Origin of the sequence: uncultured Maribacter sp. (assembly GCF_963977385.1) — a bacterium.
In the GTDB taxonomy this organism is placed as follows: Bacteria; Bacteroidota; Bacteroidia; order Flavobacteriales; family Flavobacteriaceae; genus Maribacter.
The window spans coordinates 31,369-44,387 of the sequence record NZ_CAXBOU010000019.1; the positions used below are offsets into that span (position 1 = coordinate 31,369).

The 13,019-nt window shown below is 33.3% G+C and carries 15 protein-coding genes; 7 read left to right on the forward strand and 8 right to left on the reverse strand.

Going from position 1 to position 13,019, the window contains the following annotated elements; translation table 11 throughout:
• Positions 1-57: 57 nt before the first annotated feature.
• From rpsU to AAC084_RS17565, 8 genes are all read right to left on the reverse strand, one after another.
• On the reverse strand, positions 58-252 hold the full coding sequence (rpsU, locus tag AAC084_RS17530) for a 30S ribosomal protein S21 (protein ID WP_027067859.1): 195 nt from the start codon (positions 250-252) through the stop codon (positions 58-60).
• 102 nt (positions 253-354) lie between these two features.
• Positions 355-1,524 carry an acyl-CoA dehydrogenase family protein gene (locus AAC084_RS17535; protein WP_339841541.1) on the reverse strand — a complete coding sequence of 390 codons (1,170 nt, stop codon included), beginning with the start codon at positions 1,522-1,524 and terminating at the stop codon, positions 355-357.
• A 10-nt stretch (positions 1,525-1,534) separates the two neighbouring features.
• A complete protein-coding gene (locus AAC084_RS17540; RefSeq protein WP_339841542.1) occupies positions 1,535-2,413 on the reverse strand; it encodes a helix-hairpin-helix domain-containing protein in 879 nt (292 codons plus the stop codon).
• A 10-nt stretch (positions 2,414-2,423) separates the two neighbouring features.
• A complete protein-coding gene (locus AAC084_RS17545; protein ID WP_339841543.1) occupies positions 2,424-4,034 on the reverse strand; it encodes an alanine/glycine:cation symporter family protein in 1,611 nt (536 codons plus the stop codon).
• Between the two features lie 90 nt (positions 4,035-4,124).
• Positions 4,125-5,132 (reverse strand): NAD-binding protein, encoded by a 1,008-nt coding sequence (locus tag AAC084_RS17550; protein WP_339841544.1) that lies wholly within the window; start codon positions 5,130-5,132, stop codon positions 4,125-4,127.
• Between the two features lie 3 nt (positions 5,133-5,135).
• A complete protein-coding gene (locus AAC084_RS17555) occupies positions 5,136-5,363 on the reverse strand; it encodes a PspC domain-containing protein (protein ID WP_027067864.1) in 228 nt (75 codons plus the stop codon).
• An 11-nt stretch (positions 5,364-5,374) separates the two neighbouring features.
• Positions 5,375-6,652, reverse strand: coding sequence for a DUF2851 family protein (locus AAC084_RS17560; RefSeq protein WP_339841545.1), 1,278 nt, complete (start codon positions 6,650-6,652; stop codon positions 5,375-5,377).
• A 59-nt stretch (positions 6,653-6,711) separates the two neighbouring features.
• Positions 6,712-7,020, reverse strand: a complete 309-nt coding sequence (locus AAC084_RS17565; protein ID WP_339841546.1) for a rhodanese-like domain-containing protein — start codon at positions 7,018-7,020, stop codon at positions 6,712-6,714.
• Positions 7,021-7,160: 140 nt separating this feature from the next.
• Here AAC084_RS17565 and AAC084_RS17570 point away from each other — a divergent pair, with 140 nt between their 5' ends.
• The 7 genes from AAC084_RS17570 to trpC all read left to right on the forward strand — a co-directional run bounded on the left by AAC084_RS17570 (position 7,161) and on the right by trpC (position 13,019).
• Positions 7,161-7,607, forward strand: a complete 447-nt coding sequence (locus tag AAC084_RS17570; RefSeq protein ID WP_339841547.1) for a MarR family transcriptional regulator — start codon at positions 7,161-7,163, stop codon at positions 7,605-7,607.
• Positions 7,608-7,620: 13 nt separating this feature from the next.
• Positions 7,621-8,253: an NAD(P)H-dependent oxidoreductase gene (locus AAC084_RS17575; protein WP_339841549.1), complete on the forward strand. Its 633-nt coding sequence runs from the start codon at positions 7,621-7,623 to the stop codon at positions 8,251-8,253.
• 32 nt (positions 8,254-8,285) lie between these two features.
• Positions 8,286-8,867 carry a YceI family protein gene (locus AAC084_RS17580; RefSeq protein ID WP_339841551.1) on the forward strand — a complete coding sequence of 194 codons (582 nt, stop codon included), beginning with the start codon at positions 8,286-8,288 and terminating at the stop codon, positions 8,865-8,867.
• A 266-nt stretch (positions 8,868-9,133) separates the two neighbouring features.
• Positions 9,134-10,531 (forward strand): anthranilate synthase component I family protein, encoded by a 1,398-nt coding sequence (locus AAC084_RS17585; protein ID WP_339841552.1) that lies wholly within the window; start codon positions 9,134-9,136, stop codon positions 10,529-10,531.
• 1 nt (position 10,532) lies between these two features.
• Complete coding sequence (locus AAC084_RS17590; protein ID WP_339841553.1) at positions 10,533-11,102, forward strand: aminodeoxychorismate/anthranilate synthase component II; 570 nt, start codon at positions 10,533-10,535, stop codon at positions 11,100-11,102.
• A gap of 38 nt (positions 11,103-11,140) precedes the next feature.
• The gene (trpD, locus tag AAC084_RS17595; protein ID WP_339841554.1) at positions 11,141-12,136 is read left to right on the forward strand and encodes an anthranilate phosphoribosyltransferase; all 996 of its coding nucleotides are present in this window, start codon (positions 11,141-11,143) and stop codon (positions 12,134-12,136) included.
• A gap of 100 nt (positions 12,137-12,236) precedes the next feature.
• The gene (trpC, locus tag AAC084_RS17600) at positions 12,237-13,019 is read left to right on the forward strand and encodes an indole-3-glycerol phosphate synthase TrpC (RefSeq protein ID WP_339841555.1); all 783 of its coding nucleotides are present in this window, start codon (positions 12,237-12,239) and stop codon (positions 13,017-13,019) included.

Below are 13,019 nucleotides of genomic sequence, written 5' to 3' on the forward strand. Positions count from 1 at the left end.
GTTCGAAACAAAAAAAATCCCGCAAATTGCGGGATTTATATTTCACTATAACAAAGCTTAAATTTCCTCTTGATCTCTTAGACCTTGAATATATTCTGCTTTTTGTATCTGTGCTCTTCGAACAACTGATGGTTTATTGAACTGTTGACGCTTACGTAACTGTCTCATTGTACCTGTCTTATCGAACTTACGTTTGAAACGTTTTAAAGCTCTATCGATGTTTTCTCCTTCTTTTACTGGTATTATTAACATGGGCTATAACCTCCTCTCTTTATGATTAAGGCTGCAAATATAATAACTATATTCATTTAGGCAACCTATTTTCTGATTTTTAAAAACTTTAGTTTCCTTATCTTAAACCTTAGCTGGTTTATATTCTTTTTTATCAATGACCATCTTAGCTATAATCTCTCTTAGAATCTCTGAGGTTCCTCCTCCTATCGGCCCCAATCTACTATCTCTAAAATTACGTGCCATTGGATAATCTTCTATATACCCATAACCACCTAAGAACTGTAAACACTCATAAGCTACCTCATCTGCCATTTTTGTAGATTTCAGTTTAGAGATTGTAGCTTCTTTCACCACATATTGCCCTTTATCTAAACGATAGGCAACCGAATAATTATACTCTTTACACATATCTATATCTCCATACAAATCTGCCACCCTATGTCTTAAAGCTTGAAATTTATTAATTGATTTCCCAAAAGCTTCTCTCTCTGACATGTAATTAAGAGCATATTCTAAAACATGTTCTGATCTAGCATGAGCGTTAATCCCCATTATTAATCGTTCTAAAGAGAAATGCTCCATGATATATGAGAAACCCATATTTTCATCGCCCATTAAGTTCTCTACAGGAATTTGCACATTATCAAAAGCCAGCTCTGCAGTATCGGATGCCCGCCAACCTAATTTATTTAATTTATTAGCGGTAACCCCTGTACTATGTCTATCAACCACGAAAATGCTGATTCCTTTATTCCCTAACTCAGGTGATGTCTTAGCTGCTACAATCATGTAATCTGCATATACACCATTTGTAATAAAGGTCTTAGAACCATTTAAAATATAAAAATCACCTTTCCTAACCGCAGTTGTTCGCATCGCTGCTACATCACTACCTCCGAAAGGCTCAGATACACAAAGACAACCCACTTTATCACCATCGACACTTGGTCGTAAATATTTTTCCTTAACAAATGAATCTGCTTCTTTATTGAGATGGGTCATTGCTAAATAGGCATGTGCCCAAATTGCAGCTGCAAAACCACCAGAATTAACTTTCTGAAGTTCTTCTAACAAAACTACGGTGTAAAATAAATCAAGACCTAAGCCCCCATCTTTTTCTGGAGTGGCTAGGCCAAAATAGCCCATATCTCCGAATTTCTTCCATATGAACCTTTCAATAGTACCTGTCTCTTCCCATTTGTCTATATGAGGAACAACTTCTTTTTGTAAAAAATCTTTTAGGCTCGCCCTAAATAATTGATGTTCTTCAGTGAAGTACATACTTTGCATAGCATTTTTTTTATAGTGACAAATATAAATTAATTCTGTCAATTCGTTCTGCGGGAAATTCTTCTATTTTTAATAATTCGCTCAATGAATTGATACTTCCGTTGAGATTACGATAATTTACTATGCGCTGAGCCACTACTTTTTGAATATATACTAATTTCGATAGTTCTTCTGCTGTAGCAGTATTAATATTAATCTTAACAATATTTGGCTTATTTATCACTTTATATCGTTTTAAAATACGGCTAGCAACTTCTTCATCTAAATAATAGACTTCAAACAGTTGATCATCCACCAAAAATCCACCCAATCTATCTCTGAACTTGATAATTCTTGCCGACAGCTTCTCCCCTATTCCATTAATTCGTTGTAATTCTTCAGCCGTTACTGCATTCAAATCTTGCCAAACTAATTTTTCAGTATTAGTATTTGTCTTCACTTCAACACTTCTCTTCCCATATTTAAAAGTAGCTTTTCTTGTCCATTCAGGAAATTTGAAAAAAGGGGAAATAATATTTAGTAATGAATCGGAAACGCTAGTAACTCTTTGAAATTCTTTTGCTGAATTCACGAATTTATCAGTCTCTCTAAAATTATGTAATCTGTCAATCTCATCAACTGACATACCTAATGTATACCCTTTAAAGTCTGATATATAATTAGGGTTAAAAGGATACATTTGGATGGTATCACTTTTCGATAAAGCGTTTTTCAGTGAATCAATCTTTACCTGAGTATCGCTATCTATAATTAATGGGTATTTTTCATTTAATTGATAAAAGTCGAGTATAAAATACCCTAATTGAAGAACTATAAGGAAAAGCAACAAAAAGAAAATCCCACTTCGTTCTTGTTTATTGAACTTGAAGTGGGATTTTAATTTTCTCAAAGTCAGTCTATTAATATACCTTTTTGATTGCAATTAAATATCTTTCTAAACTTTTCTTCACTTTTGGAAAAAGAATAAGCAAGCCGATCATGTTTGGAAAAACCAACGCTAAAATCATTGCATCAGAAAACTTAATTACCGCATCTAACGTTGCCGCTGCACCAATAACAACGAACATAAGAAACAATACTTTGTAAACGATATCTGCAACCTTACCTCTACCAAATAAATATTTCCAAGATTGAAGTCCATAATAAGACCAAGAAATCATCGTTGAAAAGGCAAATAATATAATCGCTATCGTAAGTACATATCTAAAACCCGGTATTACAGAGTCATAAGCCATAGACGTTAAATCTACACCACCGACATAAGCGCCAGTATCATTTAAAAGAACTGTACTTCCAACACCATTACCATAATCAAATGCACCAGCATCCATGTTAAAGAATATAATAACCAAAGCTGTCATAGTACAAATAACTACTGTATCAATAAAAGGTTCTAATAAAGCAACGATACCTTCACTTGCAGGATATCTTGTTTTAACAGCCGAGTGTGCAATTGCAGCAGAACCTGCACCTGCCTCGTTAGAGAATGCAGCTCTTTGAAAACCTACGATAATTACACCAACGATACCACCTATTGCAGCATCTGGAGAAAAAGCACCATCGTAAATCATCACGAAGGCATCTCCTATATATTTAATATTAGCAAAAATGATCACCAATGATGCCACAACATATATACCGGCCATGAATGGAACAATCTTTTCGGTTACACTTGCTATTTTTTTAATTCCTCCGATAATAACAATACCCACTAAAACAGCAAGTATTACTCCAATAATGACGCCAGTAGCACCACCTTCGAGATTAAACATTGATGTCAGCTGTACTGCAGCCTGGTTAGACTGAAATGCGTTACCACCACCAAAAGAAGCGCCTACACAAAGTACAGCAAAAGTTCCTGCAAGAATTTTACCTAAAACTTTCATGTTACTTTCGCTTAGTCCTTTTGACAAGTAGTACATTGGACCACCGTATACCGTACCATCAGGGCCTACATCTCTATATTTCACCCCTAACGTACATTCTACGAATTTTGTCGACATACCAATTAGACCGCAAACAATCATCCAAAATGTAGCACCAGGACCTCCTAATGCTATTGCAACAGCCACACCTGCAATATTACCTAAACCAACTGTTCCAGAAACTGCGGTCGCCAATGCCTGAAAATGACTAACCTCCCCTTCTTCACTCTCATCTCTTATCGTATCAGGTATATCACCATCTTCGGTCATATGCAGCTGTACTTTCTCTAAACCATACTTTTCTATTTCTTCATATTTACCTCGAACAACATTTATTGCCATTGGAAATCTAGTAATACCTGGAAATTTAAAATAAATAGTAAAAAAGGTAGCGCCAACAATTAACAATATTAATACGATTGGAATGTTGTAACCCGCAATTGTTATTGGAGTCAAAACTGTAGCTTCCCACCATGTTGCGAAAGGCATAAAAGCATCATTTACTATTTCATCTAAACCTTTTTCTTGAGCAATGGTTATAAACGGTATTAACAATGTTAATAGAGTTAGAAGTTTATACTTCATAAGTTTAAAATTTATTTTGATTTAGTTAGTTATTCTAGCAATATCCTAAAAATATTGGATGCAATCAAATATAAAAGCGATAAAAGATGATTATTCTAAATGGAACATTTGATTTAACTTTTTAATTTGCTCTGGTCTTCCCAAAACAATAACCTTACTTTTTGGATGAAGTTTTAAATCAGCCTCGGGGTTTATTATGTAGTTACCATCTGGAGCTATATATCCTATAATCGTACATCCTGTTTTATTACGTAAGTCTAAATCTCTAATGGAATTGAATTCATTTTTATTAGAAAATTCTTCAATTGCGACTTCCTCTAAGTTGGTCGTATTCTCCCCTTCCATTGAAAGTTTATCCATAAAAGTAATAAGGTCTGGCATAACTACTAATGAAGCCATGTGATCTCCGCCTATTTTATCTGGCATTATTACTTTATTGGCGCCGGCAAGAAATAATTTCTTTTGAGAATTCACCAATGAGGCCCTACTAATAATAAAAAGATTTTTTTTCATTTGGCGTGCCGATAAAACAACAAAAAGGTTTGCAGCATCATCCGGTAGCGTAGCAATTAAATATTGCGCTCTTTCTATACCAGCATCTAAAAGAACATCATCATCATTTGCATCACCTTCCACAAATAAAATATCCTCACTGTAACGTTCAATTATTTCCTTATCTTTTTCAATAACCACAAATGGCCTTTTATATGCCTTTAATTTTTCAGCTGCCTGCATACCATTTCTTCCAAATCCACAAACGACTACATGCTGATTCAATTTATCGATGATATTCTTCATTTTCTTCTTTTTTAGTAATTGTAATGAGTTTCTACTGATTAAATATTCTGTTATTACAGAAATTGCAAATCCAAATATAAAAACACTGGTGACAATGAGCACTATGGTGAAAATCTTGCCTTCTGGACCCATTGGGCGCACCTCTGAAAAGCCTACTGTAGTTACTGTAATTATGGTCATGTAAAATGCATCAACCCAAGAATAGTCCGCAACAAATCGATACCCGAGCACCCCAAATGCTAATGCCATAAGCATTAAGGCCAATGCCAGATAAATTTTAGACTTAAATAGTTGTATCATAGATTACAAATCAAAAACAGAATTTCGTTTGGTATAAATTAAATCTTTAATTCTAAGCCAAAAAGCTAAAAAAAGATAAAGCGCAAAGCCAAAACCAACCGTTACAAATGTTAGATAAATAAATGATGTGCGAACTACTCTAGCCCTTATACCTAAACGCTCAGCAATTCTACCACACACCTCAAAACCTCTTTTTTGAAAGTAAAGCAATAGTTTATAGAATACATTCATTGCGTATAAAATTAGCCTTTTATATTCATTAAAGATGCACCAACGGCACATTCTAAACATTTGTCTTTAATACAATATTCAGAATATAATTGAATATATGATTGGGACTCTTTCGCATCTTTAATAGGAATATTTAATTTCCTATAATTAGCGATAATACTATTCTCTTCTTTCTTAATAGCGCTCATCATTCTAAACAAAAGTTCATTATCTACATTACCCTTGTACCGTTGATAGCAGAATTTTAAAGGAATAATAGTATTGATCATCAGCAAATCTAAAAATGAGCTTGAGGTTTTCTTAATACTCTTTTTAGATGTTTTACCAAAGTTATAATGAGTCTCCCAATATTCACTTGTTCCTAAATTGAAAACTTCAGAAATGTCAGGGTACTCTTGTTCAATTATTAAATGAAATAAGTTATTATTCGTAGAATAAACAGCACTTAATTGTGCAAGCCTAATGGTAGGAAAATTGGGAGGTCTTAATCTAAAAAATTCAGGAGTTTTATATGGTTGATTAAGCTGATACTTATGTTTTAAAAAAGTATACTCTTTTCTTAATGATTTATGATAACTATCGGCTTCTTGATCATCTTCTAAAAATCTTGCTTGCCCCATTAGTAGACTCTCCAACTCTAAGGGTTTTGCATGAAGCTTTCTAATTATTGAGAAATCAATATTTTTTCCCAATTCAACAAAAACATCCTTATTAATTTTAGTACCAAACGTTTTTAATAGCATTATAAATAAAACCTGCTCCCAATCATTATTTGTCTCTTCAAGTAATTGATTTATAAAAACGGATTTTTCTTCTAACCTTTCTACAAATAATCGATCTAACCAATTCTTTCTCATGAACACATCGACCGTATCAAACTCATTTTCACAATTAATGAATTTATAATTCCTAGAATCAAAAAGTGTTTGATAGGATTCTAATAATTTTAAGGGGATATATTTCTTTAATGATAAGGTCGGTATTGTACTACCGTCTTTTCTAAATACGGAGACATCATCTTCCCAAACCACATGTAATATTACATTGTCGTAGTTAATATCTTCTTGATGATTATGTGCATACCAATCAGAAGATTTCACATGAATCTCTACATTACCAGCCCACAATTGACCATTCAATTGGACTTTGGCATTAAAAAAATCTGGACCACTTAAATGATTGTGAATACCTGTAGATTCAACATTTATTCTATCACCCGTAGAAGTTACCAAACCATTAATAGGATACTTTCTGTACATCCATACAAAATGAAGTAAATCTTCCCTCATTCTATAAAAGTAAAAAACCCGCTATAAAGCGGGTGTAATTTTTCCGTAAAAAAATAAAATTAAGCTGTTTCCCCTTCCCAATTCATAAAACCTCCCTGAAGATTAAATGCATTGTCAATGCCAACGCTTTTCATGATTGCACAAGCTTGTCCGCTTCTATTTCCTGACCTGCAGTAAACATAATAGTTTTTTGACTTGTCTAATTTTTCAAGCTCTTCAATGAATCCTTGACCTTTATAAATATCTAAATTGATAGAATTAGGAATTATTCCTTCTTCAATTTCTTCTTCTGTTCTTACGTCAAGAATTACGGCATTGGAATCCTTTTCCAATTGCTCTTCCCACTCTTGTTGTGATAAATCTGCCATAGTATAAATATTATCCGGTAAAAATAATCGATTTTTCCTTAATGATGCCTTGAACAAATTTTTAACAAAAATTTATTCTTTCAAAAGTAAAAACAAATCAAATAAAAATATACATTTGTATATACAAATATTGTACATACATGAATGTTGAAGAAATTATAAAAACGAATGTTGAAATGTCATTACATAAACGGACAATTATTCATTTGTCTTTAGTTATGAATAAGGTCGATGAAGAAGTGGCATTAAGTTTAAAACCTTTCGATATATCAATTCAACAGTTTAATGTGCTTAGTATTTTAAGAGGTCAAAAAGGTAAACCCGCAAATCTTTCAACTATTAATGAACGAATGGTTTCTAAAATGAGCAATACCACAAGACTAGTTGATAAATTACTTTTGAAAGGTTTTGTGAGTAGAAATATTTGTAAACAAAATAGAAGAAAAGTAGAAATCTTAATCACAAAAGAAGGATTAAATATTTTAAAGAGAATTGACGGTATACTTTTTGAAACGGAAAAGGCGATACTTAAAAATTTTAATGAATCTGAATTACACGAATTGAATACATTACTAAATAAATTTTAAGTAAAATCATACAATGAATACAGTACTAGACAAATTAAATTGGCGATATGCCACTAAAAAATTCGATACCTCTAAAAAAGTGAGTAAGGAAGATTTAGAAACGATTTTAGAGGCTGCTAGATTAACCCCATCTTCTTATGGGTTACAACCCTATCACATTTTTGCTATAGAGGATAATGATATAAAGGCAAAACTAAGAAAGGCTTCTTTTGACCAACCGCAAATTACAGATGCATCATATATAATAGTGCTTGCCAACAAACCTACATTTGATGGCAATATGGTTGATGATTATATTGCCAACATTATTGAAACTCGTGGTGTTTCAAATAAAGATGTTGAAGGTTTTTCTCAAATAATGAAATCTTCATTATTAGGCCTGCCAGATGCTCAAAAAAATAGTTGGACATCTAGTCAAGCTTATATAATCTTAGGAAACATCATGACTATTGCAGCTGAAATGAAAATTGATACTTGCCCAATGGAAGGTTTCGACAAGAACCAATACAATGAAATTTTAGGGTTAAATGATATCAATTTGAACGCTGCAGTTGTTTTAGCTATAGGCTATAGATCAGATGATGATGCAACTCAAAATTACCCAAAAGTCAGATATTCCAAAGAACAATTAATCACCCTTATTTAAATAAATACACAAACAATTTAAAATTAAAAAACATGAAAAAAACAATATTAAGTATCGCATTAGTAGCAGTTTTTGGTCTAACGGCAACAGCTTCTACTCCTATTGAAAATGAAAAGAAAGAAGTAAAGGTTAGCGAAAGTACCGTTACTTGGAAAGGCTATAAAGTTACTGGGGAGCATAATGGCTCAATTAAATTGAAATCTGGTTTCTTAGAAATGAAAGGCAAGAAATTAATAGGCGGCGAATTCGTAGTAGATATGACGACCTTATCTAATAATGATTTAGAATCTGGTCAAGGAAAAGAAAAATTGGAAGGTCACTTAAAATCTGCAGATTTCTTTGGTGTAGATGCTAATCCTACCTCTAAACTAGTTTTTACTTCTGTAAAACCTATGAATGAAAATTCATATACAGTTACTGGAGATTTAACTATCAAAGGAATTACAAAGCCAGTTACTTTAGTAGTTTCTATGTTCGAGAATAAAGCAACAGTTACTGTAAAAGTTGACAGAACAAAATTTGATATTAAATATGGTTCTGGTAGCTTTTTTGATAATCTTGGTGATAAAGCCATTTATGATGATTTTGATTTAGTTGTAGATTTAGCTCTATAATTGTTTTTGATTTAAGTATTACCTAAATTAAATTCAAACAATTTTAAATCCCTTTGGTATATAATCAAAGGGATTTTTATTTTTGATGAGTGAAAGTTTGAAAGTTTGAAATTCCTTTATATATTTGAAGCTCAATGAAAAATTTAATTGTAAATACTTGGTGGTGGAACAACTTACGAATAACAACGTGAGCATAGCATCATTGTAGTAAAACTATATAAAGGCTTGTCATCACGACAAGCCTTCCTTATTTTATAAAAGTACCTATGGCCTATCAATTTAAGACATATCATAAAAAAATTCTTTCCGACACGTTAACGCCGGTAAGTATTTATTTAAAAATTAGAGACCGTTTTCCCAATAGTATTTTATTAGAAGGCAGTGATTACCATGCTAATGATAACAGTTTCTCCTATATATGTTGTAATCCTATTGCATCAATTAAGGTTGAAAACGAAATTATCACCAAACAATTTCCTGACGGTTTAGTAGAAGAATCATCCATTACTTCAGATACTAATGTTGTTGATATCATTGAATCTTTTAGTAGAGCTTTTAAAGCGGATACTAATACCTTTAAATTTATAAACAACGGTCTTTTTGGGTATATGGCCTACGATGCCGTTCGCTATTTTGAAGATGTCAAATTAACCGTAAAGGACGATACTATTAAAATACCAGATATTTATTATGCGGTATACCAAAATATAATTGCTATAGATCATTTTAAAAATGAAGCCTATCTTTTTGCTCATTGTTATGATACTGAAAATAATATACCTGAAATAGAGCAACTCTTAAACATCAGAAGTTTTGCGACTTATAATTTCAACATCGAGGGTGAACGTAAATCAAATTTAGAAGATGAAGATTTTAGAGCACAAGTTGCTTTGGCCAAGAAACATTGCCAACGTGGTGATGTTTTTCAACTGGTACTAAGCCGTAGATTTTCTCAAGGATTCAAAGGTGACGAATTTAATGTGTATAGGGCATTACGTTCGGTAAATCCTTCTCCATACTTATTCTATTTTGATTATGGCGATTTTAAAATATTCGGAAGCTCTCCAGAAGCGCAACTAATTGTAAGTGATGGAAAAGCAGAAATACACCCAATTGCTGGCACATTCAAAAGAACTGGAAATGATGAACAAGATGCTGAACTTGCTAAGGAATTAAAAGCTGACGACAAAGAAAATAGTGAGCATGTAATGTTAGTTGATTTAGCTCGGAACGATTTAAGCCGAAATGGCAACGTTGTACAAGTTGAAAACTACAGAGAGGTTCAATTTTTCTCTCATGTAATTCATCTAGTTTCAAAAGTTACCGGAATGAAAAAGAGTGATATTCCAACCATGAAAGTGGTAGCCGATACTTTTCCGGCTGGCACCTTAAGTGGCGCACCAAAACATATGGCCATGCAGCTTATTGAAAAATACGAAAAAACAAGTCGTGGATACTATGGTGGCGCTATCGGGTTTATGGACTTTTCTGGCAATTTTAACCATGCCATTATGATTAGAACATTTCTTAGCAAAAATCATGAACTGCATTACCAAGCAGGAGCAGGTATCGTAGCAGCTTCCAACCCAGAAAACGAGCTACAAGAAACCTATCATAAATTAGGTGCTTTAACCAAAGCACTAGAAATAGCCGAAGACATTTAAGATGAAGAAAATACTAGTCATAGATAATTACGACAGTTTTACATACAATCTTGTTCACTACTTAGAAGAATTAGATTGTGAAGTTGTTGTAAAACGAAACGACCAACTTACGTTGGAGGAAATAGATGCTTTTGAAAAAATAGTGCTTTCCCCAGGCCCTGGTATTCCAGATGAAGCAGGTTTATTAAAGCAAATCATTAAAAAATATGCATCCACCAAAAGTATATTCGGTGTTTGCTTAGGTCAACAGGCAATTGCAGAAGTATTTGGCGGTACGCTTATTAATTTAGAAGAGGTTTATCACGGAATAGCGACTAAAATAAAAATCATTAAAGAGGATGTGATTTTTGAAGGTATGCCTGAAGAAATTGAAGTTGGCCGGTACCATTCTTGGGTGGTGAATCCTGATTTACCGGATGTTCTAGAAGTAACATCACTTGACGAAAACGGACAAATTATGTCTTTACGTCATAAAACATACGATGTTCGTGCGGTGCAGTTTCATCCAGAATCGGTATTGACTCCCCATGGAAAAAAAATGTTAGAAAATTGGTTAAACGCTAAAGCTTAGTAGAAAGTAACAAGGTTTCACCAAATACAATTAAAAGGATGAAAGAAACACTGAATAAACTTATAAATCACGAAATATTGTCCAAAGACGATGCGGAACGTATTTTGGTCAATATTGCAAAAGGGGATTATAATACAAGCCAAATAGCCGCTTTTTTAACGGTGTATATGATGAGAAGTATCACCATCGAAGAACTAGAAGGTTTTAGAGATGCATTGTTAAATTTATGTTTGGCAGTTGATTTATCAGCTTACAACCCAATTGATTTATGCGGAACTGGTGGTGATGGAAAAGATACATTTAACATATCTACTTTAGCCTCTTTTGTTACTGCAGGTGCGGGAGTAAAAGTTACTAAGCATGGTAATTACGGAGTATCCTCTAAATGTGGCAGTAGTAATGTGATGGAGTTTCTTGGAATTAAATTCAGTAATGATGCCGGCTTTCTAGAAAAGTGTATCGATGAGGCTGGTATTTGTGTTCTTCATGCTCCATTATTTCATCCAGCCATGAAAAATGTGGCTCCCATTCGCAAAGATTTAGGAGTGAAAACGTTCTTTAATATGCTAGGACCTATGGTGAACCCTGCGTTCCCAAAGAATCAAATGGTAGGCGTTTTCAACTTAGAACTAGCTCGCATGTATGGCTATTTATATCAGAAGACCGATAAAAATTTCACTGTTTTACATGCTTTAGATGGTTACGACGAAATATCCTTAACAGGAAATACAAAGACTATATCTAACAAAACTGAGAGCATGCTAAAACCATCAGATTTTGGTGTGAAACAAATACGGCAAGAAGATATTGTTGGTGGTGATTCTATTGATTCTTCTGCCCAAATTTTCTTAAACGTTTTACAAGGTAAAGGTACCGAACCTCAAAATAATGTGGTTTGTGCTAATGCCGGTATTGCAATTGCGACAGTGAACAACTTAACACCTCTAGAAGGTTTTGAAAAAGCCAAAGAATCTTTACTAAGTGGAAAAGGTTTGGCTGCATTGAAGAAAATACAAGAACTAAGTAGAAATTAAAACGTCATAACGCCAGGCGTTTTGCGACTAAGCAAATTATTATTCAAGTATTAGAAAAGAAAAGATTGCTTCGTACTTCGAAATGACATTAAAAAAAGAAATGAACATTCTAGATAAAATAGTAGCGGATAAACGCAAAGAAGTAGATTTAAAAAAATCGATAATTCCGGTATCACAATATGAAGTGTCAGCGCTATTTGAAAGAGAAACAACCTCTTTATCTCATGCATTGAAGCAAAGTAAAACGGGTATAATTTCTGAATTTAAACGTAGGTCTCCTTCTAAAGCAAGCATCAACCAAAATGCAAATGTTGGGCAAGTTGCAATAGGCTATGAAAAAGCCGGAGTATGTGGTATGAGCATACTTACAGATATCAAATATTTTGGCGGTTCTATTGAAGATTTAATTTTAGCTAGAGCATCGGTAAAACTACCATTACTTCGTAAGGAATTCATTATCAGTGAATATCAAATCATAGAGGCAAAAGCTTATGGCGCAGATGTTATATTATTAATTGCTGCCGTATTAACAAAACAAGAAATCAAAACCTTTTCCGAGCTTGCCAAAAGCTTAGGATTAGATGTGCTGCTAGAAGTGCATAATGAAGAAGAATTGAACAAATCAATTATGCCTAGCTTAGATATGTTAGGGGTTAATAATAGAAACCTTAAAACTTTTGAGGTTAGTTTAGAAACTAGCAAATCCTTATCAAAATTGATACCTGATGATTTTGTAAAAGTTTCAGAGAGTGGTATTAGCTCTATTGAAGCCATTAAAGATTTAAAAAAGTATGGTTATGAGGGATTTCTTATCGGAGAGAATTTCATGAAGACCGATAACCCAGGACAAAGTGCTATCGACTTTATCCAAAATTTAAAATAG